This is a genomic window from Dermabacter vaginalis (assembly GCF_001678905.1).
Classification (GTDB): Bacteria; Actinomycetota; Actinomycetes; order Actinomycetales; family Dermabacteraceae; genus Dermabacter; species Dermabacter vaginalis.
This window is the reverse complement of the sequence record NZ_CP012117.1, coordinates 1,680,332-1,705,816: the sequence shown is the minus strand read 5'-3', so window position 1 is coordinate 1,705,816 and position 25,485 is coordinate 1,680,332. Positions and strand designations below refer to the sequence as shown.

Annotated in this window: 22 protein-coding genes; 16 read left to right on the top strand and 6 right to left on the bottom strand. The window is 62.8% G+C overall.

The annotated features are described in order from the left end of the window. Positions 1-8: 8 nt before the first annotated feature. The 4 genes from DAD186_RS07510 to DAD186_RS07495 all read left to right on the top strand — a co-directional run bounded on the left by DAD186_RS07510 (position 9) and on the right by DAD186_RS07495 (position 3,634). The gene (locus DAD186_RS07510) at positions 9-1,469 is read left to right on the top strand and encodes a sensor histidine kinase (RefSeq protein WP_065248140.1); all 1,461 of its coding nucleotides are present in this window, start codon (positions 9-11) and stop codon (positions 1,467-1,469) included. 4 nt (positions 1,470-1,473) lie between these two features. After that, positions 1,474-2,667 carry a 5-(carboxyamino)imidazole ribonucleotide synthase gene (locus DAD186_RS07505; RefSeq protein WP_190870426.1) on the top strand — a complete coding sequence of 398 codons (1,194 nt, stop codon included), beginning with the start codon at positions 1,474-1,476 and terminating at the stop codon, positions 2,665-2,667. Positions 2,668-2,670: 3 nt separating this feature from the next. Further along, positions 2,671-3,213 (top strand): 5-(carboxyamino)imidazole ribonucleotide mutase, encoded by a 543-nt coding sequence (purE, locus tag DAD186_RS07500; protein WP_065248139.1) that lies wholly within the window; start codon positions 2,671-2,673, stop codon positions 3,211-3,213. A 211-nt stretch (positions 3,214-3,424) separates the two neighbouring features. Further along, positions 3,425-3,634 (top strand): DegT/DnrJ/EryC1/StrS family aminotransferase, encoded by a 210-nt coding sequence (locus DAD186_RS07495; protein WP_082991134.1) that lies wholly within the window; start codon positions 3,425-3,427, stop codon positions 3,632-3,634. 4 nt (positions 3,635-3,638) lie between these two features. On the opposite strand, the gene DAD186_RS07490 is transcribed toward DAD186_RS07495, so the two are convergent. Together DAD186_RS07490 and DAD186_RS11155 are read right to left on the bottom strand one after the other, a co-directional pair. After that, positions 3,639-4,058, bottom strand: coding sequence for a DUF2304 domain-containing protein (locus tag DAD186_RS07490; protein WP_065248137.1), 420 nt, complete (start codon positions 4,056-4,058; stop codon positions 3,639-3,641). Positions 4,059-4,205: 147 nt separating this feature from the next. After that, complete coding sequence (locus DAD186_RS11155; RefSeq protein WP_065248136.1) at positions 4,206-4,814, bottom strand: hypothetical protein; 609 nt, start codon at positions 4,812-4,814, stop codon at positions 4,206-4,208. A 374-nt stretch (positions 4,815-5,188) separates the two neighbouring features. Here DAD186_RS11155 and DAD186_RS07480 point away from each other — a divergent pair, with 374 nt between their 5' ends. Beyond that, the gene (locus tag DAD186_RS07480; protein WP_065248135.1) at positions 5,189-5,872 is read left to right on the top strand and encodes a glycosyltransferase family 2 protein; all 684 of its coding nucleotides are present in this window, start codon (positions 5,189-5,191) and stop codon (positions 5,870-5,872) included. Between the two features lie 31 nt (positions 5,873-5,903). Here the strand turns inward: DAD186_RS07480 and DAD186_RS07475 are convergent, their stop codons facing one another. Next, entirely contained in the window at positions 5,904-6,776 is an 873-nt protein-coding gene (locus tag DAD186_RS07475; protein ID WP_236886230.1) for an LCP family protein, read from the bottom strand. Positions 6,777-7,340: 564 nt separating this feature from the next. On the opposite strand from DAD186_RS07475, the gene DAD186_RS10665 reads away from it, so the two are divergent. From DAD186_RS10665 to DAD186_RS07445, 6 genes are all read left to right on the top strand, one after another. Next, complete coding sequence (locus tag DAD186_RS10665; protein ID WP_167550772.1) at positions 7,341-9,377, top strand: NAD-dependent epimerase/dehydratase family protein; 2,037 nt, start codon at positions 7,341-7,343, stop codon at positions 9,375-9,377. Next, entirely contained in the window at positions 9,374-10,249 is an 876-nt protein-coding gene (locus DAD186_RS07465; RefSeq protein WP_157457115.1) for a glycosyltransferase, read from the top strand. Before DAD186_RS10665 ends, DAD186_RS07465 begins: the two co-directional genes overlap by 4 nt. Positions 10,250-10,383: 134 nt before the next feature. Beyond that, positions 10,384-11,541: a UDP-galactopyranose mutase gene (gene glf, locus DAD186_RS07460; RefSeq protein ID WP_065248134.1), complete on the top strand. Its 1,158-nt coding sequence runs from the start codon at positions 10,384-10,386 to the stop codon at positions 11,539-11,541. 42 nt (positions 11,542-11,583) lie between these two features. Continuing rightward, positions 11,584-13,590: a glycosyltransferase gene (locus tag DAD186_RS07455; protein ID WP_236886229.1), complete on the top strand. Its 2,007-nt coding sequence runs from the start codon at positions 11,584-11,586 to the stop codon at positions 13,588-13,590. Further along, positions 13,587-14,495 (top strand): ABC transporter permease, encoded by a 909-nt coding sequence (locus tag DAD186_RS07450; RefSeq protein ID WP_065248133.1) that lies wholly within the window; start codon positions 13,587-13,589, stop codon positions 14,493-14,495. The genes DAD186_RS07455 and DAD186_RS07450 overlap by 4 nt, the downstream gene beginning before the upstream one ends. Beyond that, complete coding sequence (locus DAD186_RS07445; RefSeq protein ID WP_065248132.1) at positions 14,495-15,238, top strand: ABC transporter ATP-binding protein; 744 nt, start codon at positions 14,495-14,497, stop codon at positions 15,236-15,238. Before DAD186_RS07450 ends, DAD186_RS07445 begins: the two co-directional genes overlap by 1 nt. On the opposite strand, the gene DAD186_RS07440 is transcribed toward DAD186_RS07445, so the two are convergent. After that, positions 15,235-15,882, bottom strand: a complete 648-nt coding sequence (locus DAD186_RS07440; protein WP_065248131.1) for a TIGR03089 family protein — start codon at positions 15,880-15,882, stop codon at positions 15,235-15,237. The two genes, DAD186_RS07445 and DAD186_RS07440, sit on opposite strands and share 4 nt — an antisense overlap. Then, positions 15,879-17,144, bottom strand: coding sequence for a folylpolyglutamate synthase/dihydrofolate synthase family protein (locus DAD186_RS07435; protein ID WP_065248130.1), 1,266 nt, complete (start codon positions 17,142-17,144; stop codon positions 15,879-15,881). Before DAD186_RS07435 ends, DAD186_RS07440 begins: the two co-directional genes overlap by 4 nt. Before the next feature lie 252 nt (positions 17,145-17,396). On the opposite strand from DAD186_RS07435, the gene DAD186_RS07430 reads away from it, so the two are divergent. Genes DAD186_RS07430 through DAD186_RS07420 form a run of 3 tightly spaced genes read left to right on the top strand, consistent with a single transcriptional unit; the run spans position 17,397 to position 22,927 of the window. After that, positions 17,397-17,699, top strand: coding sequence for a WhiB family transcriptional regulator (locus DAD186_RS07430; RefSeq protein ID WP_065248129.1), 303 nt, complete (start codon positions 17,397-17,399; stop codon positions 17,697-17,699). A 30-nt stretch (positions 17,700-17,729) separates the two neighbouring features. Then, entirely contained in the window at positions 17,730-21,299 is a 3,570-nt protein-coding gene (locus DAD186_RS07425) for a glycosyltransferase (RefSeq protein ID WP_167550771.1), read from the top strand. Beyond that, a complete protein-coding gene (locus tag DAD186_RS07420) occupies positions 21,296-22,927 on the top strand; it encodes a DUF5719 family protein (RefSeq protein WP_065248127.1) in 1,632 nt (543 codons plus the stop codon). The genes DAD186_RS07425 and DAD186_RS07420 overlap by 4 nt, the downstream gene beginning before the upstream one ends. Positions 22,928-22,940: 13 nt before the next feature. Here DAD186_RS07420 and DAD186_RS07415 read toward each other — a convergent pair whose 3' ends face one another. Further along, positions 22,941-23,354, bottom strand: coding sequence for a metallopeptidase family protein (locus tag DAD186_RS07415; protein WP_065248126.1), 414 nt, complete (start codon positions 23,352-23,354; stop codon positions 22,941-22,943). 57 nt (positions 23,355-23,411) lie between these two features. Here DAD186_RS07415 and DAD186_RS07410 point away from each other — a divergent pair, with 57 nt between their 5' ends. Continuing rightward, complete coding sequence (locus DAD186_RS07410; protein ID WP_082991132.1) at positions 23,412-23,789, top strand: DUF3499 domain-containing protein; 378 nt, start codon at positions 23,412-23,414, stop codon at positions 23,787-23,789. Then, entirely contained in the window at positions 23,779-25,425 is a 1,647-nt protein-coding gene (locus tag DAD186_RS07405; RefSeq protein ID WP_065248124.1) for a hypothetical protein, read from the top strand. The genes DAD186_RS07410 and DAD186_RS07405 overlap by 11 nt, the downstream gene beginning before the upstream one ends. The last annotated feature ends 60 nt before the right edge of the window (positions 25,426-25,485 follow it).

Genomic DNA, 25,485 nt, shown 5'->3' with positions numbered 1-25,485 from the left:
CGCGAACGATGCAGCTTCGAGTTCTGCAGGCGACCCTCATGACCGTGCTCCTCGCGGTCCTCCTGCTCGGCATTCCCCTTGGCGCGGCGTGGCTTACAGCCGTGCGTGACAATCTCTCGGCGCAAGCCGGTACTTTGCTCCAAGACGTCATTTCGGAGACCGACCACCGGCTCAACGAAGGGCTTCCGATCGATGAGACGATGCTCCAAGAAACCGTGGACCAAGTCGTCAACCTCGACGTCCAGATCGCGGTGAACTACCAAAACGCTGAGCTCGAAGCGGGCGAAGATGCCGGGCCCGATGCCCTGCAACAGTCCGCGCAAGGGGTTAACGGTCAGATCGTCACCGTGCGAATCCCCCAATCCGACGTGCGCGCCCACACCGCAAGTGCATGGGTGCTCATCCTCGTGGCCGCGATCAGCGCGATCGCGATCGGCGTATCGGTCGCGCTGTGGCAAGCGCAAAGACTCTCGGCCCCCCTCGTCCGTTTGACACGACGGGCCGAGGAGCTCGGGAGCGGCAGGAGCCGATCAGAATGGAAGCCGAGCGGGATCGCGGAAATCGACACTGTCGCGGTTGAACTCACGCGTTCGGGTGCGATGCTCACCGAGAGGCTCGAAGCGGAATCTGCGCTCGCCTCTGACGCCTCCCACCAGTTGCGCACACCCCTCACCGCGCTTTCCATGCGACTCGACGAGATCCTCGCGACGAGTTCGGAGGAGTGGGTGCGTGAGGAAGCGCGCGTGTCACTCGAGCAGGTTGACCGCCTCACTCAGGTCGTCCATGACCTCATCAACGCGCCTCGCGCCTCACAGCGCCGCACCCCCGGCGTGGTCGACCTTCGGCAGGTGCTCGTGCAGCAAGCCGAGGAATGGAAACATGCCTTCCGCGGCGCGGAACGAGAACTGCGGATCCAGGTGCCGCACGCTGCTGCCGTGTGGGCATCGCATGGGCCGCTTACGCAGGTCATTGCCACGCTCATCGAGAACTCCCTCGCCCACGGCGGGGGTACTACGCGCGTCAAGGTTCGTCGCAATGAGCAATCCACCGTGATCGAGGTTTCCGACGAAGGCGAAGGGATTGATCCCTCGCTCGGTCAGCGAATTTTCGAACGTTCCGTTTCCGGTAAGGGCTCGAGCGGGACCGGCGTGGGGCTTGCCCTCGCTCGCACCCTCGTGGAAGACGACGGCGGTCGACTCGAGCTCATCGACGAACGCCCCGCGCGCTTTGGCATCTTCCTGTCGACGGCGCCCGCTCCCGAGGATCCCGAGCTCGGAAACGCGGAGGGCCAGCAACCGTCGGCCCCAGCCAAACCCCACGGGCTTGTTGCGCGACGCGAAAAGCGGCGCGCGGAGCGGCACCAGCGAGAAGCCGCAGCCTCAGCGGCAACTACGCCTGAGGCATTGGCCACCGGCGCCGTGAGTGTTCCGCGCGTCGAAGACACAGGCGAGAGCGGCGCACTACACTAGCCGCGTGAGTACCCAACACGCCCCCACTCAGCCCAGCACGACCGAGAAGAAAACTGTGCGGCCACCGCGCATAGGCGTGATCGGCGGTGGCCAGCTCGCACGCATGATGATTCCCGTCGCGATCGAGCTTGACCTTGAACTCCACGTCCTCGCGACCTCCCCGGATGAATCGGCGGCGCGCGTGAGCCCACACGTGATGCTCGGGCATCACGATGACCCCGAAGCGGTCACGGCATTCGCGAGGAGCGTCGACGTCGTCACCTTCGACCACGAGCACGTCCCCACCGGTCTCCTCCACGCCCTCGAGCACGAAGGAGTTGCGGTGAGGCCCGGCCCGGAGGCCCTCGTGTATGCCCAGGACAAGCTTGCGATGCGCGCGCGGCTCACTGAACTTGGACATCCGTGCCCCGCATGGTGGCGGGTCGAAACTGAAGCCGACCTCGAAACCGCCCTCCGCAAGAGCGGGGGAGACCTCATCCTGAAGACCGCGCGCGGCGGCTACGACGGCCACGGGGTGAGGCGGGTTCGCGCCATTGAGGATGCGCGGGACTGGCTCGAGCGAGGCGAGCCGCTGCTTGCCGAGGAACGGGTCCCCTTCGTGCGTGAACTTTCAGCACAGGTCGCGAGGCGCCCCGGCGGAGAGATTGCCTCGTATCCCGTGACCGAATCCGAGCAAAAAGACGGCGTGTGCTTCCGCGTGAGCGCGCCCGCACCTGGACTCTCTGTCGAAGCCTCCACGCGCGCCCGTGACCTTGCCGCGAATATTGCGAACGACCTCGGCGTGGTGGGAATGCTCGCCGTTGAGCTCTTCGAATACCCCGATGGGCGCATCGCCGTGAACGAGCTCGCGATGCGCCCCCACAACACGGGTCACTGGAGTATGGACGGGTGCGTCACTAGCCAATTCGAGCAGCACCTTCGCGCTGTCGCGGATCTCCCGCTCGGTGACACCACGCCAACCTCCCCGTGGACCGTCATGGTCAATACCCTCGGTGACACGCGCGAGAACCTCGCCGAGGGAGCGCGCGAGGCGCTCGCGCATGACCCCGCAATCAAGGTTCACCTGTACGGCAAAAGCGTGCGTCAAGGCCGCAAACTCGGTCACGTCACGGCCCTCGGCACGGACCTCGAACAGACCGAGCGTCGTGCTCGCGCCGCGGCGCACACCATCGTGACCGGCGACGAATCGAAGGATTAAGACATGAGTAAGAAACCTGCGGTCGGTATCGTCATGGGGTCCGATTCGGACTACCCCGTGATGAAAGACGCTGAAGAACAGCTCGCCCATTTCGGCATCGCATGCGAGGTCGAGGTCGTGAGCGCCCACCGCATGCCCGAAGACATGGTCCAGTACGGACGCTCGGCGCACGAGCGCGGTCTCCGCGTGATCATTGCCGGCGCAGGCGGGGCCGCCCACCTCCCCGGGATGCTCGCCGCGCTCACACCTCTACCCGTCATCGGCGTCCCGGTGCCTCTGCGCCATCTCGACGGCATGGATTCCCTCCTGTCGATCGTGCAAATGCCCAAGGGGGTGCCCGTCGCAACCGTGTCGATCGGTGGCGCTGCCAATGCGGGCTTGCTCGCCGCTCGGATTCTGGGCTCCGGAGATTCGGATATGGCGCGCGAGATCCGCGAAAATATGGTGACGTATCAAACAGAACTGCGCGATCTCGCGTATGAAAAAGGTGCGAGGCTGCGGGAGTCCCGGGGTCACGACGTTATGGGTGGCAAGGCGGAGGCATAAGCATCTAGTGCAATTGCCGACTCGCAGAGGGAGTGGACGTTTCGCCTGAGGCGACCGTCGGCTCGGGAAGCGCCGTGTGGGACTATGCGCAGGCCCGCGAGAGGGCCCCACTCGGTGAGAATTGCATCATCGGTGAAGAGGAGCGACGCCAGTTTTCACCGATATCGATCTTGGTACGTTCTGCATGGAATCCGCGTAATTCGAAGCGGCGATTGCCGTGCGAACGGTGTCGATTCAGTCCGTGTACCTGTACGGTCAGCTGGCTGCGATGAAGCACATCTGTGAAATCGTAAAGAAGCGCAGCCTATGGGTTGGCGAAGATGCTGCGCAGGCCCACGACGCGATTCGCAAGGGCAAGCAGGTCGGTACGTTCGGTCGCATGGGCATATTCTCGCTGTGCCCGACTAAGAACACAGACTAGGCGCTCATGAATTTTTCGTGACTTTTAAGGCGTGATTGCGAAATGCCTCAGGTTGCTCCGCTTCGTAGACGGCAACTTTCCGTGCCAGCTTTGTCGTTCGCTTTTCTGCATTCTTCGTGCGCGCCTCCTGGAGAGCCAGGAAGCCGAGAAGCACAACAACGGTGGCGTAGAGCAAGAGGTCGGTGCCACGTCCGACGCCCACGAACTGGGCAACGGTAGTCACGGCGCCGGGGAAGATGACTGCAAGGACGGCGAAAACAGCAAACGCAAGGATAATGAGTCGCCGAATGGCGAGCTGCTTTGCCCCGCGCTTAATGAACAGCCACGCGGTGATCCCTAGAATCCCGAGAATGAGGATGATCTGGATAATCAGCGAGCGACTGTCGAGAACAAGTTCGGTTGGAGAGCTGATGATGTCGATCATGAGGCCTTTCCTAAAGTTGAGTTCTCGCCATTGCTTAGTGCGAAGCGCGGTGTGCCTACCCGGTTCTCGAACGAGGTGATGTTTCGGCCACCGATGAGCAGTCGCACACCTGGGTTCGTTACAGCAGTGTACCCGCGGTACTCAGGGTTATTCGTTTTTACGATCCTGAGGCGAGATCGGCGCTGTCGCACTCGTGCCAAGCGACCCAACCCTCTTGGGCGAGTTCTTCGTCGCTGTAGAACGGGTCGTGAACACGTACCCGGGCTTCTCCTCGCGCCTCGAGCCCGGCAACGGTGGGGAAGACGCCTGAGACCGCTGTCTCCTTGACCCCAACTCGGTACGCCGCGCCGTGCACCACAGCTGTGAGCCCTTCAAGCGAACCGTGAAGCTCCTTCGCTCAGCCCACGAGCTCGCCCGGAACCGAGGCGTTGAGTTTACGAACCGTACGAAAAGCTTCGGCATGAGGGTCAGTCCAAAGGTAGAGCTGCGGTAGACGGGAACGCAGTGGCCACCTACTGCAATTATCGGCTGGTAAATTTTTGAGTACGCCTGAGAACTGGGTGCGGCAATGATCTTGTAGACGTCGAGGTCCTGGTTCTGGCAGAAAAGCGCGAGCTCGTTCGCAAAGCCGATATTGAGGTCTCGGGAAGTTGTTTCGGTGAGTTTGGCGAGCTCGGCGGCTTCCGGCGAGTCGAGGTCCCACACGGCGTTGGTGCGTTCGAGGGCGGGAACGAAGGGTGTGCGAGTCGTCCCCACCGGAAGTGTCGTTTCGCACGCAACAACGGCGCCAGGCGTGAGGTGTTCGGCGAGCGAACGCGTGGCCGCACCCGTGTAACGGAAGTTCGGCTCCCAAGTGACTCTTCGTCTACGGAAGCCGGGGCGATAAGGACCACGGCGTCGGTGCAACTACCTCGTGCCCACTTGCGGCGAACTGCACGGCGAGCGGCAATCCGATCGTTACAAGTGCCGCGACGGCGACCTTCATGAGGAGCGGTCCCTTCGGGAAGTCGAGTTTTTCGAAGCGCAATGCGCAGGTGTCACTACCGACTAGGGTAGCCTTTGCAGGGGCGATTATGCGTCGCCTGCGCCAAGAAACGCGCCGCAATCGTCAAATCTTACGAGGACTACCGATGACCCTTGGCCCCGGAGCCGACAGCACTTGGTTCGTGATCCCCCTGTATAACGAGGGGCCGGTGATTGGCGGCGTTATTCGCGCGCTGCGCGAAACCTACCCTCTTGTCGTCTGTGTTGACGATGGGTCCCACGACGACTCCGCTGCCGAAGCCGAAGCCGCTGGTGCAGTCGTCGTGCGCCACCCCTACAACATGGGGCAGGGAGCGGCGATCAAGACCGGTATTGATTACGCACGCCGAGATCCTTCGATGAAGCAGGTCGTGACATTTGATGCCGACGGACAGCACCAGGTCGCCGACGCCGCGGCGATGATCGAGAAAATGCAGTCAGAACGCGTCGACTGTGTGCTCGGTTCACGCTTCCTGGATAGCCGTACCAAGCCGGGTTTTCTTAAAGGCATCGTGTTGCGCATGGCGATCGTGTTCACGAACTTCACGAGCGGGGTGCGCCTCACCGATACTCACAACGGCCTTCGCGTGCTCAGCCGTCACGCGTGCGAGTCCATCTCAATCGAGCAGAACCGTATGGCACACGCCTCGGAAATCGTCTCGGAGATTGGGCGCCACGAGCTGACCTACGCCGAATACCCCGTGCATATCCTTTACACGGATTATTCGAAGGCAAAGGGGCAGCCGCTGCTGAACGCGATCAACATCGTCACGGACCTTCTCTTTAAGTAGAGGCGATGAACGTCGCTTCGTGAGGCGGTCCCTAGCCTTCCGGCTTGGCTTCGGCCGAGCCGTCGGCGATCGATGAGAAGAACGCGCGCACGTCCTCGTCGTCAACTTTGATCGCGACCCCGGAGTGCTTCGTCTTGTAATTGGGGTCCTCGATCGGCATGGCGAGAACACCTCCAGAGTTGGGGGCTGCACGCATGACCAGCGCGGCACTCGCGAGGTCGATGAGGCCCGTGTCGTTATCGGTCACGAGGGCTTTCGTTCCGGCGTTTGCGAGATTCACCTGGGTGAGGGGATTGAGCAGGACGCCTGGTGAGGATGCCTTTTTCATCAGAGCGCTGACGAACTGCCGCTGGCGCTGCTGCCTGCCTATGTCGGCTGTGGGATCGAAATAGCGGGCGCGTACGAACGCGAGGGCTTGCTCACCGCCCACGTCGTGGCAGCCTTGGGTCATCTTGAGGCCCGAACGCACGTCATCGACATCGCGGTCGATGCAGAGGTTCACTGTGCCGATTGCATTGACGACATCCTCTACTCCGGAGAAGCCGATCACGACAAAATGATCGATCGTGAGCCCCGTGAGCTTCTCAACGGTTCTGACGAGAAGGGGGGCGCCACCCATCGAGTAGGCGGCGTTGATTTTGTGCGTTCCGTGCTCGGGAATCTCGGCAAGTGTGTCGCGTGGAATGGAAACGAGGTACTGCTTCCCGTTTGGTGCCTTGTGCAGCAGCATGAGGGTGTCGGTGCGCTGGGCGCCGCCCTGTTCGATGTCGGCTCCTGCAAGAAGGTAGGTTTCGCCTGGCGTATCGGCCGCTCCAGAGAGCGCGTCCGTGTGCGCGATTTTCGAATTTGCCCATAGCCCGAGTCCCACGGGCCACGCGAGCGCAATCACGACGACGAAGAGCACGATTGTGCGGGCGAGACGGAAAGTACGTTTTCGGGAAAAGCCTTTTTTGCGCCGGGGCGGGGGGAAGGCCTGGCCGGTTGAGGCAGGCGCGGGTGGTCCTTGCCCATTCCGTCCGTCATTCGCGCGAGGGCGCGAATCCATCTTCACAGCCCCCGGGCGCCCTTGGGGGCGGACCGGCGGCATCTGGCGGGTGGGAGTCTCCGGAGCCGACGCCTGCTCAGCGTACGAGTCGCGCTTCCTCGGGGCGTGTGGCCGCGCGATGGGGCGGGCCGATCCGCCTGCTCGGGCGCGCGAATGGCCGGGGCGCGGGCGGTCGTGGCCGCCGTCACGTGGGAAGTCACCCGTCATCGTGTTGACCTTTTCTCATCCGGAGAGTGCGGTTAGTCGCGCTTTGGCGCGCTCCCACAGTACACACTGCTCAGTGCAGAAACCCCAGAGGCGGGCTCGAGGTGAGGCATATTTGCGACGAGAAAATGGCGTGTACGCGCGAGGCTTGAGCCTGCTCCCCCGTAAAATCGGGCCTAGACTTTCGCGGCAAGCGCGGTGGTGAAGCGAGGAGACAACGTGTCAGGAAAAAGCCAACCGAATGGACCGGTGGACACCCTCGTTCTCGGTGGTGCAGGTTTCGCGGGTTCTCATATCGCCCGCGAGCTCCGCACGCACGGGTGGAATGTTTCGACCGCGGATATTCGGCCTTCGCATGAACACGGTTGCCACACCACTCTCGACATCCGTGACGAAAGGGCCCTGCGTGGCAAGCTTCGCGGCTGCGACACGGTCGTCAATGCTGCCGGTGTGCCCGACCCTTCCAGCGTCAGTGTGCGCACGCTCAATTCGATTCTCGTGGGCGGGGCGCGCTCACTCATCGCCGCAGCGGAGAGCGAAGGGGTGCGCACGCTCGTGTTCGTCTCTAGCGGTGTCGTCTACGGTGACACGGGGGAGGTGAGCGCGGACGAAACGCTCCCGCTCGCCCCCACCACAGCGGAGGGGCGCGCGTTTGCGGAAGCGGAACGGTTGTACGGACAGTGGGCGAGTGCGGGCGAAGGCCGACGCCTGGTAGTTTTACGCGCTGCCGAGCTTTTTGGCCCTGGATCTCACGCGCGGGTTTCGCGGGTGATTGCCTCGCTCGTGAATTCGGGGATGGTCTCGCTTACGCCTACGGTGATCGCGCGCCCCCTGGCAAGCGTCGGAACACTTGCACGAGCCGCCCGTGCCGCCCTCGAACTGAACCCGCCTACCGGAGAGCCGTACGTCCTCAACGTCGCCGACTCTCCGCGCCTCGATGACCATGAGTTGCGCGCCGTCGTGCGTTCCATCGCGAAAACTGCGCCGCTTGCGCTCTCCCTGCCGGGCAGGCGCCTGATGGCGCGCGCGGGACGCGCAGGTGAAGCAGTGCGTGCGAGCGGACTCGAGCTTCCGCGCCGGCTCGAAAGATTCGCGCTTGACGCACGCCCGAGCGCCGAGCTTTCACGGGAAAAATTGGAGGCGCTTCTTCCTGAGCGCCCCTCACTCGAGGAGTCTCTGCGCGAGACCGTGAGTTGGGTGCGTGCGCATGGAATGCCGAGCGGTCCCGATCATGCTATTCCGATTGCCGAGCGTTTCGTGCCCAGTGAGAGCGAGGCAGAAGAGGATACGCGTCGAGTCGTGGCGGTAGTGGTGACCTACAACCGCGCGGAGCTACTTGGGGTGTGTCTCGGTGCTCTCCATTCCCAAACGAGACCCCTCGACGGTGTGGTGATCGTTGACAACGCAAGCACGGACCGTTCCGGTGCCGTCGCCGACGCTCACCCGATCGACGCCGACGTGGTTCACCTCAATCGCAACGTGGGCGGTGCCGGTGGCTTTTGTACGGGCATGGCGCATGCGCTCCTTGAGCACAGCCCGGATTTCCTGTGGATCATGGACGACGACACAGTTCCAGCGCCCGATGCGCTCGAGAAGCTCCTCGAGGTTGAGTGCAAGCTCGATGTTCACGCAAGCGTTCTTAGCTCGCTTGCGGTCTGGACCGACGGTAGGCCGCACCCCATGAATTCCTCGCGTACACGCCTTGGCACGAGTGACGCCGAGCTCGATCGTTACGCACAGCTTGGGGCGCGCCCCATCCGCACGGCGAGCTTTGTCTCGGCGCTCATTGCCGCCGAGGATGTGTGGGAACACGGACTCCCCATTGCCGACTACTTCATTTGGTCCGACGACTTCGAATACACGGGCCGTCTTTTACGCGACTCCCACGGTTTCGCTGTCGCATCAAGCACGGTCGAGCACCGTACCCGGAAGTTTTCTAACGCCCAAACAAACCCCGGTTCGCGTTTCTACTTTGACGTGCGTAATCGACTGTGGGCGCTCACGAAGACCGAGTCATTCACCCCGATTGAAAAGGTGCTCTATGGCGGTAAGAGCGCACTCGGCTGGGTGCAGACCCTCGTGCGTACTCGCGCAGACGTGCTCCCTGTCGCGATGAAAGGCATGAGGGAAGGGCTCTTCACGTCGCCTAGGCGCTCGAGCGTGGTTCTTGCTGCCGACCCCATGAGTGCGACCGAGATCCGTGCTCTTGAGGCGTCGATTGATAGCGCCGAGCGTTCGCGAAGGGCTCTCACGTGAGCCCGCATCGTGAGCCTGAGGTTGATACTGATCTCACGGTCCTCATGCCCCTGTGGAAGGGGGACGACCCCGACCATGCGCGTGAAGCGCTCGCCTCCGCTACGCTTCACCAAACTGTCGCACCAGGGCTTTTGCTTCTCGCGATTGACGGCCCGCTTCCACAGGGGCTTGAAGAGGTCGTTTCCGAGGTGCTGGATGGTGATTACGGGCGCGCTCGCGTCGTGCGAAACAAGCGGCACTGCGGACTTGCGCGGACCCTCGACAGTGCACTCGCGCACTGTGAGAGTGCCCTTGTTGCGAGAGCCGACGCCGACGACGTGAGCCGACCCGAGCGGTTTGCGGTGCAGCTTTCGGCATTACGCGACGGAGACCTTGACATTGTTGGGGCCTACATGCGGGAGATCGATGAGCGATCGCGGCCCCGCCGGAGCGAGGACGGCGAGGATCTCATTCGCCGTCGTCCCCTCGCGCATGAAGAAATTGCACGCTACATGCGCGATCACTCACCGTTCCATCACCCCACGGTGCTCATGCGCATGAGTGCTGTGCAAAAAGCGGGCGGGTATCGAGATGTTCCCCTCATGGAGGACTACGACCTTTGGCACCGCATGCTCCGCTCAGGCGCACGGATGGGGAACGTTCCCGACGTGCTCGTGGAATATCGCGTGAGCGCGAATCTCTACCGGCGCCGCGGAGGTCTCACCCTCTTTGTGAGTGACGTACGTATGCAATTCGCGATGCTCAAGAGCGGGACCACGAGCGTGTCGAGGGCTGTGCGGAATCTCTTCGGGCGCGCTGTGTACCGCACGATCCCGGCAGCGGTGCGCGATCGAGTCTACTGGCGCGTGATTGAACGTGGCCTCATGCGGTAGCGCGAAGCTTCTGCCCTCGCCGTACCACGTGATGTGACGAACCAGTGCCGTGGGGGCGGTGCGTAGACGTGATTATGCGGGCGCGACCGCTATTGTGGGAGCGACCCATCAAGCCTCGAAGGGAAAGACACCCCATGAGTACGCCCGACCTCCTCATTGTCGGCTCCGGCCTTTTCGGCCTCACGCTCGCGGATCGTGCCGCGCGCGAACACGGTGCGAAGGTGACCGTGATCGACAATCGCCCGCACATCGGTGGGAATGCCTACAGCGAGATCGATCCCGAGACGGGGATCGAGGTGCACAAGTACGGCGCCCACCTCTTCCATACATCCAACACGCGCGTGTGGGAGTACGTGAACGAGTTCACGTCGTTCACCAACTATGTGCACCGCGTGTACACGACCCACAAAGGCATCGTGTACCCCATGCCGATCAACCTCGGCACCATCAACCAGTTCTTCAACGCGGCCATGACTCCCGACGAAGCGCGCGCGCTCATTGCGGAACAAGCCGGCGAGTTCGCGGGGCAGGACCCTGAAAACCTCAACGACAAGGGAATCTCACTCATCGGGCGCCCCCTCTACGAGGCCTTTATCAAGCACTACACGGGCAAGCAATGGCAAACGGATCCCAAAGATCTGCCCGCCTCGATCATCAAGCGCCTGCCCGTGCGCTACACCTACGACAACCGCTACTTCAACGACACGTACGAGGGCTTGCCCACCAACGGGTACACGGCCTGGCTCGAAAATATGGCGGACCACCCGAACATCGAGGTTAAGCTCGGCGTGGACTACTTCGACGAGTCGCAGCCGTTCAATAAAAAGGACGTGCGCGGTCAGCTTCCCGTTGTGTATACGGGCCCCGTCGATCGCTACTTCGACTACGAACTCGGTGACCTCAAGTGGCGCACGATCGATCTCGAGTCCGAAACCCTCGAGACCGGCGATTTCCAGGGAACGTCGGTGATGAACTACGCCGATGAGTCCGTTCCCTTTACGCGCATCATCGAGCCGCGCCACTTCCACCCCGAGCGTGACTACGCGAAAGACAAGACGATTATCATGCGCGAGTACTCGCGCTTCGCGAGCCGCGAGGATGAACCGTACTACCCGGTGAATTCCGCGGATGATCGCTCGACCCTCCTCGAATACCGCGAGCGGGCCGAGGCTGAGCCCTCGACCCTTTTCGGCGGTCGTCTCGGCACCTACCAGTACCTCGACATGCACATGGCGATCGGTGCCGCGCTCTCGATGGCCGACAACAAACTTGAGGACCTTTTGCGCCGCTAGTTGTGCGCATCCTCCGTGACCCCGATGAGTGAAAAGAGCACCATGAACGACACGTTGAACCTGCCCGAAGGGCACCGCGAACTCCACCGGCTCGTCATGCCGCTCGGCGCGAGCCCCGAAACGATGCCGCTGTACGTTGAGTCGCAGGCTCACGTCACCCCGATCGAAGTGGCAGGGGGATCGCCGGGCGGATTTGCGGAAACTCTCGCGAGCGTGTCGTCGCCAGCGAACGCTGAAGCGAGTGCTGATGCCTATTCCCGGACGGGGCTGACGATCCCGGCGGGGCGCATGCGCTCGTTTGGTACCTATTTCAACGCGTTCCCGGCTTCGTACTGGCGTCGATGGACCCCCGTACGTGAGGTGACACTTACGGTCGTGACCAGCGGCGAAGGGACGATTGTTGTGCACCGCTCCAACGCGAAGGGGCGCTCGCAGCGCGTGGCCTCGAGGGCCGTTTCGGGTGAGGAAGCATCGACCTTCGTCCTTCCGCTCACGGCGTTCGGCGACGGCGGCTGGTACTGGTTCGACGCCTATGCGGGTGCGGAAGATCTTGAGGTAGGCGGCGCTGCGTACTCGGCCTCCGAAAGCCTCGCGCGCGGGCGCGGTTCGTTCTCGATCGCGATGACGACCATGAACAAGGTCAGTTACTGTTTCGAGAACATCCGCACGATCGCGGATTCACCGCGTTTGCTTGAACTTCTCGACACGATGTTCATCGTCGATCAGGGAAGCGACCGCCTTCGCGATCACGCCGATGAACTCGCCGAGCTCGAGGCGGCCATGGGTGGCAAACTCCGGGTCATTGAGCAAGGGAATATCGGCGGTTCAGGTGGTTTCTCGCGCGGGATGTACGAAGCCAGCGTCGCGCACGAATCGACCTACGTCGTCAATTGCGATGACGATATTGTGATCGAGCCCGTCTCGCTCGAGCGTCTCGTGACCTTCGCCGACTTCGCGACAAAGCCCACGATCGTGGGTGCGCACATGTTTGATCTCAACAATCGCACGTCCCTCCACACGTTCGGAGAGATCGTCGATCGGTGGCGCATCCAGCCGGCGCTTCCGCATCAGGAGATGTCCCTCAGCTACGACCTTGCGTCGCATCCGCTGAGGGCGACGCCCTGGCTGCACCGTCGAGTCGATGTCGACTACAACGGTTGGTGGATGTGCCTCATCCCCACCGAGGTCGTGCGCGAGATCGGCCTGTCTCTTCCGGTATTCATCAAATGGGACGACGCCGAATACGGCCTGCGGGCGAAGAACGCCGGATACTCGACCGTGTCCCTTCCCGGCGCTGGAGTATGGCACGTGGCGTGGGGGGATAAGGACGACCTTGTGGGATGGCAGGCGTTCTTCCACGAGCGCAACAGGCTCATCACGGCGCTTTTGCATTCGCCCTATGAGCGCGGCGGCAGGCTCGTGAAGGAATCGCACTTCATGGACATCAAGCATGTGATTTCCATGCAGTACTACACCCAGACGGGCCGCCTCATGGCTCAGCGTGATGTTCTTGCAGGTCCTGAGCATCTTCACGAGACGATCGGAACGACGCTTCCGGAGATTCGGGCACTGGCCGCTCAGTTCGACGACGCCGTGCAGAAGAAAGACGTCGACGACTACCCTGACGTGCGCACGAACAAGCCGCCACGCAAAGGTCGGGGCTTTAGCCAGCCTCGACGACTCCTCATGCCGGCGTGGACGATCAAGCAGCTTGCGAAGCAGGCCTTGTCGAAGCCGAGCGAACTTTCGCGCGAGCACCCGCAGGAAGCGATTGCGCACCAGGATGCGCGCTGGTGGCGTCTTTCGCATTACGACAGTGCGCTCGTGTCGAACGCCGAGGGTACTCAGCTCGCCTGGTACAAGCGAGACCCGAAGCAGGTACGCGAACTTCTCGCGGAAGCTGTGCGCACGCACGCTGAGCTCTTTGCGAAGTGGAATACGCTGCGCGAGCAGTACCGTGCAGCGGCGCATGAACTCACGTCGTTTGAGTCGTGGGAGCGTACTTTCGCGGCAAATCCCGCATCGGAACGCGAGGGCAAAAACGCGTGAGTATTCCGTCTTTGACGCGTGCGGAGAAGACTGAAGGTTGGCGTATCCCGGGAAGCGATAAGGGCTGGCTCAACCCCTTCTACGAGCGGTTTCTTCTCAAGCTTCTCGTGAGGAAGGAACTGCGGGTGCGCTATCGCGGTAGCGTGCTTGGGATGGCGTGGAGCTACGCGAAGCCCGCGGTGCAGTTTGCGGTCTTTTATCTCGCGCTCGGTGTGTTCCTCCAGCTCAATCGTTCACTACCCGCGTACGCGGCGTATTTGTTTTCCGGCATCATCGTGATCAACCTCTTCAGCGAGGTGTTCGGGAACTGCACGCGCTCGATCGCGTCGAATGCACCGCTCGTGTCGAAAATTTACCTCCCCTCTGAGCTTTTCCCATGGGCGAGTGCGCTCGTGGCGCTCGTGCACTTCGTGCCGCAAGTGCTCGTCCTCATGGTGGGGGCCGGCCTTTTCGGGTGGCGGCCGAGCATTGCCGAAGGCTGGTGGTTCCTCATCGGCATGGTGATTCTGCTCGTCTTTACGGTGGGGCTCGGCATGCTCGCGGCGGCCCTCAATGCGGCGTTCCGCGATGTTGAGAACTTCGTCGATCTCATCATCATGGTGGCGACGTGGACCTCGCCCGTGCTGTACGCACTCGCAATGGTGAAGGAGGCCATTGGAGGAAGCATCTGGTGGACGCTTTATAGGCTCAATCCGATCACGATCGTCGTGGAGTGTTTCCACGGAGCGTTTTGGCGCCCGATGGCGCATGCGCTCGACGAATCGGGCGCATCGGCGCCAACGGTTGCTGCTGGCGCTGAAGCCGCGGAGCTCTGGTGGGCGGGGCTCCTGATCGCGGTTGCGGTCTTTGCGATGGGAACGTTCGTGTTTGAGCGCTCAAAGCGGAAATTTGCGCAGGAGCTGTGATGCCTGTTTCTGAATCCCCACGCGAAATGGTGCGTATCGAGAACGTGTACAAGGAGTTCTCCCTGCGACACACGAGGGCATTGAAAGAGCTCGTGTTTTCGGCCCTCAAGGGGAAGAAGCTCCGTGACACGTTCATGGCACTCGACGGTGTCGACGTGACGGTGCGTGCGGGGGAGACCGTCGGGCTGATCGGGTTTAACGGTTCGGGCAAGTCCACGCTCCTGAAGACGATTTCGGGTGTGCTTTTCCCCGATAGCGGTCGCGTGAGTGTGCGTGGCAAGGTTGCCGGTCTGATCGAGGTGGGGGCGGGCTTCCACCCGGATCTGTCGGGTCGCGAGAATGTGTATCTCAATGGTGCGATTCTCGGGATGTCGAAAAGCGAGATTGACGCGTGTTTCGATGACATCGTCGCGTTCAGTGAGATCGAGCAGTTCATCGACACGGATGTGAAGTACTACAGCTCAGGAATGTTTCTGCGCTTGGCCTTCGCAGTCGCGGTGCACACGGATCCTGATATTTTCCTTGTTGACGAGATTCTGGCGGTGGGCGACGAGCCCTTCCAGAGGAAGTGTCTCGCGAGGATTCGTGAGATGCAGGAGAGCGGCAAGACGATGGTGATTGTTTCGCACGAGCTCGACATGCTCACCGAGTTGTGTACGCGCATCGTGGTCCTCGAAAAGGGGCGCGTGATCTTCGACGGCGATCCCACCGAGGGCGTGGAAACTCTGCGCGCAAGCGCCTAAGCCTCGGAGGTGCTTTCGAGGCCCTCGGCTGTGCGTGTGGCGGCATCGAGCTTCGTATAGGGCGCGACGATCGTACGCCCTTCCTCCCATGCCGCGAGTGCCTCGGCAGCCTCCTGGAGATCGATATCGTCGAGTCCCACCCTTCGCGCGGAACCCCACTCGGGCCGTGGCGTAGGTGAGGGCCCCGTGAAGGCCCCGAGGGGAACCTCGAGATCGTCTCCTGCCGCTCGCACGGCTTGGACCCAGTCAAGGGCGAGAGGGGGAATCTCGCCCGGGAACGCGAGGGACAGCGCGCGAGCTTCGAGGACGAGGACGTCCTCGGCGCGCTCTGCGAGCGCCGTGTCGGGGTGTGACGTGGCGAGAACATCGATGTGCTCGGGGAGGTCGTCTACGCCCGCGATGGAGACGGTCGCACCGAGGTGCCACGCGGCAATCTGGAGAACGCTGCGCTTAAAGTGCGGGGGAAGGTCGAGGACGAGCGTGAAGCCTTCGTCCACGAGCAGTTCGTTCGCGAAGAAGTTGATCGATTTGATGATCCAGTTGGCAAGGACGCGGCCGGAGAGTTCGGTGCGGCCGTCCTCGGCATAGCTCACGAGGGCGGGGGTGGTGCCCATGCGATCGAGGGATTGAAGGAGAGCACTCATTTCGTCGCCTTGTCTGGGCAGGGTTCGCTACCCGGGGAGATCCAGTGTTCTGTGTCGAGTTCGAGATAGGCCGCCATTTCGGCCGCAAAGCTCATGGTCCCTAGGGCGATGACGCTCGTGGCTCGGCTTTTCATGGTGGCGAGTGATTGGTCGAGCGGCAAGGTTTCCCAGTCTGAGGGGTAGTTTTCGAAGAACAGGTGGTCCTCGTGCGTTGTCGCAAGGATCGTGCGGTCTTTCTCGAGGAGGTCGAGAATGCTTGCAATGTCTTTGATATCCGGCATGCACACGAGGGTGTGGGCGTCGTCGAATTGGCCCGTGCTGCGCGCATTCTCGAGAGCGGAGGCGACGCCTTCGCGGGAGATAGCCGCATCGAGAAGCCACCGGGTCCCGTGAGCGTGTACGAGGGAGGAGCGGCCGGGAAGGTGCAGTGTGCTGGCGAGGCGGAAGGCCTCTTTGTGCTGAATGGGGGAGGGGAGCAGGTTCTGCAGCGCCGCGTGGGTGACGGAGGCCGCAGCGTATCCCGTTGCGACGTTCATGGAGGTGAGAGGACCGAAACCGAGGTCCTTCGGCGCGGACACTTCGTGGCGAGTGGCGTTTGGGAGAAGCTGGTCGATGGCTTCGCGGGCCTCGCGGCAGAGAGTCTCGGGGAACACCACCTCTCGGGTGCGCTCATCGCCCGCGCCAACAAGGTTCCGAGCGATCGCGTCGACGGTGTCACCGATGACACCTTCGTGTTCGAGGAACACGGGGGTGACGACGAGAGTGTCGAGACGAAACTGCGAGATTTCGTCGGTTGCCCCTCCGAGCCCTTCTTCGATGACGAGAGCATCGACGCCGTGGCGAAGGAGGTAGTCGGCTCCCGCGAGTGTGAAGAGCCCCGTAGGGGCGAGGTAGCCTCCTGTGTCCTCCACAGGAGGCATGAGGGTGAGTGCGTGTGATACGCGCGAGGCAAGCGCGTTGTAGTCGCTTTCAGGAAGCGGCTTGGCGTTGAGTCGTATGCGTTCGCGGTTGGTGAGGAACGGGGGAGAGGAGATCGTGCCCACGGTGTACCCGAGCGTCATGAGGTACTGGGTAGTGGCGGCGACCGCCGATCCCTTGCCCTTTGACCCGACAACCCCGATGACGGGAACGCTCGGCGAAGTGTCGAGACTGATCGCTCGAGCGAAAATTTTTGCTCGTGAGCGTGAGCGAGTATACGGCCCGTGATGCGCGTTCCATTCGCGGAAGAACGGTTCGTCCCCGGGGAGATGGCGTGCGGGCATATGAGGTTCCTTTGCAGGTCAGGGTGTCAGGCGGTGATAGCGTCGCTGGGTTTCTTCGCTCGCAGCGCCTTAAAGTGGAAGATCATAACTCTCAAGATTCTCAAAAGCGGCTTGACGCGCCTAAGTTACATCGGTGTATTTTAGTGCTAACGCCGAACGGCTCCAGGACAACTCTAGCCCCGCTTGCGGGGTGTTCGCGGAGCATCGGCAGTAACCGTCAACAACATCGCCCGTACTCTCGAAAGGACCCTCATGACCCTCCAGGCATTCGAGGATGATGCTCGCCGCGAGCTCACTCTGGTCGAGTTCTCCTCGCTGCTCCCCGAGGGCGAGGGCGAGGGCTCGTGGCAAGAGCGCGCTCTGTGCGCCCAAACCGACCCGGAAGCGTTCTTCCCGGAGAAGGGCGGCTCGACTCGCGAGGCAAAGAAGGTCTGCATCTCGTGTGAGGTGCGTGCCGAGTGCCTCGAGTACGCTCTCGCGAATGATGAACGATTTGGTATTTGGGGCGGCCTTTCGGAGCGCGAGCGCCGCAAGCTCAAGAAGCGTGCGCTCTAGCTTTTCTTTGCTGATCGGCGGTTGTGCCCGGTGACCGAACGGGACGTTGCCGCTCTCATCCTCGTTTCCGCTACCCACGGAATCGAGGATGTCAAACGCACCCTCGAGTCGGTGCGCACCCAGTCAGTCCGTCCCGCGTGCGTGCTCACCGCCGTTGTGGAATCGGCCACCAAAGAACTGCGAGACGGTCTCGAGGCGGCGCGCGACGAGGGACTCCTCGACCTGCTACGCGTTTACCCGGCTCACGCGCGTCGCGACACGATTGTCGAGGATCTCGAGAGCGCCGTTGAAGAAGCAAAGACGGCCCGGCGGGATCGCCCCCGAACCGAGTTGCCGGAGCGCCGGCACGCTAGCGACACTCAAGCTGCGCGTGGGCAGGAGACCTCAGCGCCAACGCAGGCCGCGGGCGAAAATGAGAATGCGCCGCGTAATTTCACTCTTCTGAACCCCGCGTTTGGCGGGCGGGCACAGCACGAGGAGGAAAGTCCGACGGTCGCCGAGCAAGCGTCGGAACCCCTCTCTGTTTCCGGTGAGGCCGAGCCAACGGTGCATTCGGCCCGTGATCTCGACTGGGAAAAGCGAGCGTACCTCACGAGTGGGACGCTTGGGCGACGAGCGAGAGACATCAATCTCGACCGCGAGGAACGGCGCGAAGAACGAACTGCGACCCACACAGCGCTCGTCCCTGAACGGCTGAGGGAGGACACTCGCGAACGCCACGGCTCGAGTGGAGCTGGTCGCCGGCGTAAGCGCAGCGGTGATGGTGAGTCATGGCTGTGGATCCTTGACGGCGCAGCGGTCCCAAGCGCAACGTGTCTCGAGGAGCTCGAAGACGCTCTCGAACAGGACCCAACGGTGGGCCTTGTTGGCACCAAGCATCTTGCGTTCGACGATCTCGATCGTCCCGCCTCGCGCCTCGTGGATCTGGGCCTTTCTCTCACGCACTCCCATAGGCTCCTCACGAGTGTGGATCCGGGTGAGATCGACCAGGGACAAACTGACTGGCGCAGCGAGGTCCTCGCGGTCACGGCTCCGGGCCTGCTTGTGAGGGCTCGCACGTTCGATAAGCTTCGTGGCTTGGATCCTGCCCTTACGGCACCGTGGGACGACATCGACCTCTCCCAGCGGGTGTGGCGCGCGGGTGAGCGCGTCAAGGTCGTGCCATCCGCCTCCACCCGTATCCCGCACGATATCCGTACGCGTCCACAGGATTTTCGGTACCGGTCTTCGCAGGTCCTTTCGCTCGTGAAGTTCCGCTCCCTTCCGCTGGCGCTTTTGACTCTTATCGCCCTGCCCCTGGTCACCCTCGCGCGCATGGCGCGTGCGGTCACGCGCCACGATGCGCATGCGGTTAAGCACGAGTTTCTCGCGTTCCTCAGGGTTTTTGCGAAGGCCCCCGGGGTCCTGGTGCGCTCCCGGAAGGCGGCGGGCAGGGCCCGCATGTCGCGTAAGCGCATGAGCGCTCTTTACATGCCACGCAAGGTGGCGATGCGTGAGCGACTCGACGCATGGTGGACCTCCATGTTCGCTGACGATGAGCGTACGCGGATGATTCGCCGGACGAGCTGGGGCATCGCAGGAACGCGCCATGGTCTCGACGATGCTGATTATGGTCGGCACACGGCCTGGACGGTCATCGTCGCTCTCGCGTCCCTCGTCGGTGGGCTCTTCGCGGTACGCCCTCTCATTGGAGAGGGCACTTTAGGGGGCGCCCACTACCTTCCTCTCGCGTCGAACGCGCATGATAACTGGGACATCGTGACATCGGCGTGGCTTCCCGGCGGCCTTGGCGCTGAGGGGCCGGCGGATCTTCTCGCGCGAGTGATGGCGCTTATCCCCGTGAGCGGCGCGAGCGTGAGTGCCTGGATTCTTCTCACGGGCATTGCCTTGAGTGCGATAGCGGCGTGGTGCGCAAGCGGTACCGTGACGCGAAGCATCGTGGTGCGCATCATCGCGACTCTCGCGTGGGTGCTTTCTCCCGCTTTTGTGTGTGCCGTGCTCGAGGGGCGCTGGCCCCTTATGCTTCTCGGCGTTGCCGTTCCCCTGGCCACGCTTTTCTTCGCGCGAGCCGTGGGGCTCCCGCATAAGGTTTCGCAAGCGAGCATCCCCGCTGCCGCAATGGCGGGGTTCATGGTCGCTATCGTCTCGCTCGTGCAGCCGGCCCTTGCCGTTCTCTTTTTCCTTGGCACGGCAGCCGTGGCGCCGTTTGTCCCCGGGCGTCGCAAACGCTTGTGGTGGGTGGCGCTCCCGACACTTTTCCTTCACCTCGGCACGCTGCCGGACTACCTCGCCCGGCCTGAGACTCTTCTCGCGAACGCGGGTATGCCGCTGGCGTTTGAGGCCCCGGGAGTCATGCGCCTTCTCGCCCTTACGCCGACGCCCGCTGACCCCGTCGCGCAGATACTCGGCGCGGGATCGAGCTGGTGGACACTGGGCCTGTTGTTCATGCCTGCGATGATTTCCGTGGCCGCGACCGTCGTATCCGGATTCCTACGCCACACGGCGGGCCTCACCGGTCGGATAAGCGGGCTTGCGCTTGCCGGTGCCGTGGCTCTCGCGTGGGTTTCACAGCGCACGGTAGTGGGCTTTGAGGGCTCCACCCCCCACACCGCCTACCCTGGTGCGGCGCTCATGGTGGCAAGTGGTGCGGCGATCGTTGGGCTCATTTGCGTGGGGGACGCAATGGCCAGAAGCTCCCACGCACCCGCTAACGGTGCACAGAAAATCGCGGCATTTGCGGTGCAAGGGCTGTGTCTTGTGGCGCTCGTGGCGTCTGCTGGGCTCTGGACCGCGAAAGGGAGCGGTGCACTCGAGGTTGAGCGCCGTGCGAGTAGCGAAATTCCTGCGGTCGCCGTAGATTCGTCCGCGGGAACTGAGCGCACACGCACGTTGGTGCTGCATGAGGATTCACGCGGTGAGGTGCGGGCGCATCTTGTGAATGGCGCGCATATGAGTGTCGACGACTCCTCCGCGGCGTATGAAACTGCGCGGGCTCGAGCGGCAGAACGTGGCCAACCATCCGATGCAGCTGAGGATGCCCTCGCCCGGGCCGTCGCGAGCGCGCTTGGTTCGGAAATCGGAGCCGAGGCCAAGGTGGATCTCGCCGATTTCGCCATCGGGTACGTTGTTGTCATGGGGGAGCCGGGCGCGCAAGCTCGCCTTTACGATGCGCTTGCCGCTGCCCCGCAGCTTGACTTCGTGACGTCGAGTGACATGGGCGGTCTGTGGCGAGTAGCGGGCGCGAGCCCTCGCGCGCACCTCACGGCCGCCTCGGGTGCGAACGGGGAGGTCACCCCCCTTAACGCCGAACGAACCCGCGTGACCGGCACGGTTGACGCCTCTAACACGGAGCGTGAGCTCGCACTCGCCGTGCGCAGCGATCCACACTGGAGGGCAACACTCGACGGCGAAGAGCTCAGGCCCACGATTCTCGACACCTGGAAGCAGGGCTTTATCGTTCCCGCGGGAGAACACGGCCACCTCGAGGTGTCGTACCGAGACGATTTGCAGTTCGGTGCGGGAATTGTGACCGTCATAGGTCTCATCATCTGTGCGCTCGCTGCGGTTCCAAGACGCAACCGAAGCGAGGAGAAACGATGACTGGTAATCGCGAAAACTCACGGGCACCCCTCGCTGCGCTCGTGGTCTGCGCCATCCTCGTCCTGGTCGCAAGCGTCGTGATTGTTGTTCCCGAAAAAACCTTGACCAAAGCGAGCCTCGCGACCGCGACGTCGACCTCTACACGGGCCGTTCGGGCCTGCCAGGGGCCGATCGACGCGCGCCAAGCGGGTGAGAGCGCTGGAGACGCCGACTTCGCCGGCGGCGCGCCCGCGTCAACGGTGTCAATGAGTGCGATCGCCCTCGATCCCACCTCCAATGCCCTCTACGGGGTTGAACAGAGTTCACAGACCAGCTTCAAGCCCGGTCCGTCTGACGCCGGCGGCAAGGATGCTGCCCCTCGAATTGCTCGCCTTGATGCCGAGGGAAACGCGACCGAGGTCGATCCGGCAACGAGTGCGCTGCTCAATGCCGTGTACAGCCTCGAGACTCTCGAAAACTCGAGTGTCGTGACCGCGAGCACCGCAGACGGAGCCGAGCCCGTTGTGGAGGCAACTCAGGCGCACGTGACGGGGAGTGGAGACTACCGCGGCTTTGCACTCTCGCGCTGCGCGAGGGCGACAACGGCGGCGTCGTTTGCGGGACTCACGACGCGCGCGGGCACCTCAGACGCTCTCGTCCTGATCAACCCTGGCAGCCGCGCATCTCGCGCTCGCGTGACGGCTTTTTCAGAAAATGGGGTTGAACCGGCTACACAGGGGTCCGACATTGTCGTGGGCCCAGGTGAGACCATTCGAGTTCCGCTTGCGACGCTCGTTGACGAGCGCGAAACCGTGGCACTCGATGTTGAAGTTCACGGAACCGCACTCGCGATGAGTGCCGAGCTCGTGAGACGCGACGGTCTCGTGCCCATGGGCACCGAGCACGTTCAACCGAGCACTCCGGAAAGTACGCTTGTGTTCCCGGGAGTTGCGGTGCGCGATGGTGGTTCCGCTCACCTTGCGCTCGCGCGTACTGCGCGAGGAGGAGCGCCGGGCGACCCCGCATCAGTGCGTGCCGAGGACTCGATTGCCACGGCCCGCGCCTTCGATTCGAAAGGCGCCCTGATGAAAGAGTGGGAGGTGAAGGACCCGGGCCAGGGAGCGAGCATCGATACCGCGCTTGAGGGCCTCGACAGTGGCACCTACACGATCGTTGTGAGCGCACGATCGTCCGTTGTGGGAACCGTGAACTCCCGGGTGGCGAGCGGCGCCCGCCAGGGCGATACGGTGGGACTTCCGGAGGATTTTGCGACGTACACCCCCGGGGAAGGCATCGACTCGGCGTCGATTCTTGCCCTTGGACGCGGTGCTGCGGGTGGCACCCTTACCCTCGAAAGCGAGAGCGGCGCGCAACTGAGCGTCGCCGTCATCAAGCGCGATGGCTCAATAGGAACGGGTGCAGCACACGAGCTCGAGGCGGGGCATTCCCTGACCTTAGCCGCAAGCGACCTGGCCGAGGATCCCTCATCGATTGCCGGCGTGATCGTCGTTTCTCAGGATGGCGGTCTCTACCGCGGCTCATGGTCACAGGCGATCGCGGCAGATGATGGCGGCACCCTCGTGACGACTCTCCCGCTTATCGCCAACGCTGCGCGCGCGACGGGAATGACCGTGCGCGTGGAGCACTAGGCGCACTCGCGCCTTACTCAGCCCAGGGATCGACCTCCTCAACCCGTTTTCCGAGGGCCACCGCAACGTTCTCGAGGATGACGACATACACGAGTTCCGCGAGCTCATCGCGATTTCTCGCGCGCGATTCGATCGCGCGCCGGTAAAGGACGATCCGTGGGCGTGCCCGACGGTCGCCGGGAAAATATCGCCCTAGTGGCGGTGCATCGAGTGCACCCGTGTCGAGAGGCACCTCCTCGATGAGGACCTGGAGGAATTCGAGCTTCGAGAAACGTGCATACAGGGGCCCCATCGTTTCAGCGACGAGCGCATCGAAGTGGTCGCTCGGCGTCATGAACCCCGGAAGATGCGAAGGGATGAGATCGCTTCGCAGTCCGCGTCCGTGCCGATCTCGCCTGCGCGGCCCGGCTTTTCGTGTGAAAGGCATGCCATTAGCCTACGCGGGCGGCCGCGTCGTGTGGTTCGTGGGTGATTGCGCCGTAAGATGGTGGTCGTGTCTGCCCGTTCATGCTCAAAGTCCTCATGTTCTCAGCCAGCCGTCGCAACCCTCACGTTTGTGTACGCGGATTCGACCGCGGTCATCGGCCCGCTTTCACGCGAGAGCGAGCCTCACACCTACGACCTGTGCGCACAGCACGCCGCAGCGTTTACGGCCCCGAGAGGGTGGACGGTGGTGATGGCCCCGGCCCCGCTCGAACCGGAAGACGACGTGCTCGCGCTTGCGCGTGCACTCGCCGATGAACCTGACGCCAAAGCGAGTTACCAGAATGTGGGAACCGATGAACGTGAGCAAGCGTCGGCCCCTCATCCCTCAGGGCGCCGGCGCCTCACGCTCGTGAGGGACGAGAGCGATGAACGCTGAGAGAGAGCGATCCGCTGCGGGGATTCTCGACAAGATCGTCGGTAGCTACGACATTCGTGGCGTCGCCTACGAGACTCTTACCCCGGAGGTTGCGGGAGCCCTCGGCGCGGCCTTCGCTGACTACCTCGATGCGGGCGACATTATCGTTGCGCACGATATGCGGATCTCGAGCCCTGATCTCGCGGACGCATTCGCCCGCGGTGCGGTAAGGCGAGGCTCTACTGTCGCGTATGCGGGGCTCAGTTCGACCGATCAGCTCTACTGTGCGAGTGGGCTCTTTGCCGCAGCGGGTGCGCAGATCACGGCCTCCCACAACCCGGCGTGCGACAACGGCATTAAAATGTGCTTTGCTCACGCGAAACCCGTGGGGCGCGCCAACGGGCTTCTTGACGTGCGTGACGGTGCGCGCGCTTACCTTGCCAAAGGAAGCATTCCCGTGCGCGAGGGTGGGAGACTCGAATCACTAGATACGCTTGAGGACTATATCGCGACGATGCTCCGGCTCGTCCCGCTCGAGGGCACGCGCAGGCTCAAAGTTGTGGTGGACGCGGCAAACGCGATGGCCGGACACACGGTCCCGGCACTCGCCTCTCATCTTCCTTCGCTTGAGATCATCCCGCTCTTTTTTGATCTCGACGGTACGTTCCCGAATCACGAAGCGAACCCCCTGGAGCCGAAGAACCTCCGGGACCTGCAAGCGGCGGTGCGTGAGAGCGGCGCGGATCTCGGTCTCGCGTTCGACGGCGATGCAGATCGCTGCATCGTTGTGAACGAGCGAGGCGAGATCGTGCCGCCATCCGCGCTCACCGCGATGATTGCCGAAGGCGAAATCGCCCGGGCACGGTCCGACGCTCACTCACGCCCCGTGGTGATTGGCAACGCCGTCTCGAGCCGTGCGGTCCGTGAGATTGTTGAGGCGGCTGGCGGCGAGTATGTGCGCACAAAGGTGGGGCATTCGATCATCAAGCAGGTGATGGCGGAGCGCGAGGCGATTTTCGGCGGCGAGCACTCTGCGCACTATTACTTCCGCGACTTTTTCTTTGCTGATTCGGGAATGCTCGCGGCGCTGCACGTTTTGCGCGCACTTGAACGGGCGGGAGAGGTGCCCTTGAGTGCGCTTCTCGAGCGCTACGCTCCGTACGCGGTAAGCGGTGAGATCAACTCACGGGTCACAGAGCCAGTGACCGACGTGCTTGAACGCGTCGCAACGCTGTGTGTCGAGCGGGGTGCACGGCGCGATGATCTTGACGGCGTGACGCTTACCCACTGGGACGATTCCCATGACCCGAGCGAACGCTGGTGGCTATCGGTGCGCGCGTCGGGAACTGAGCCGCTCGTGCGGCTCAATGTGGAGGCTGCCAACGAGGCGACCATGGAACGCATGCGCGATCTGGCCCTCGCCGCGGTTCGGAATGAACGGGGACTACCAGACGGGAGCACCACGCGTGATTCCGGGAAAGAGGGGGCGCAGGTGGCGTCGGAAAAGAAAAGCCAGAGCGAGGAAAGCTGGGTCGCAAACCTCATGCGTTGCCCTGCGTGCCATGGCAAACTTGATCTGCGGGTAGAGCCGATTTCATGCACTGCGTGCGGTCGCACATACACGCGTGAAGGTGACGTTCCTATGCTCATAGTGTGAGACTCTCAGAGTTTGATGAGTAAGAAGAGTTTCGACCATCACAGGTTTCTGGCAGGATAA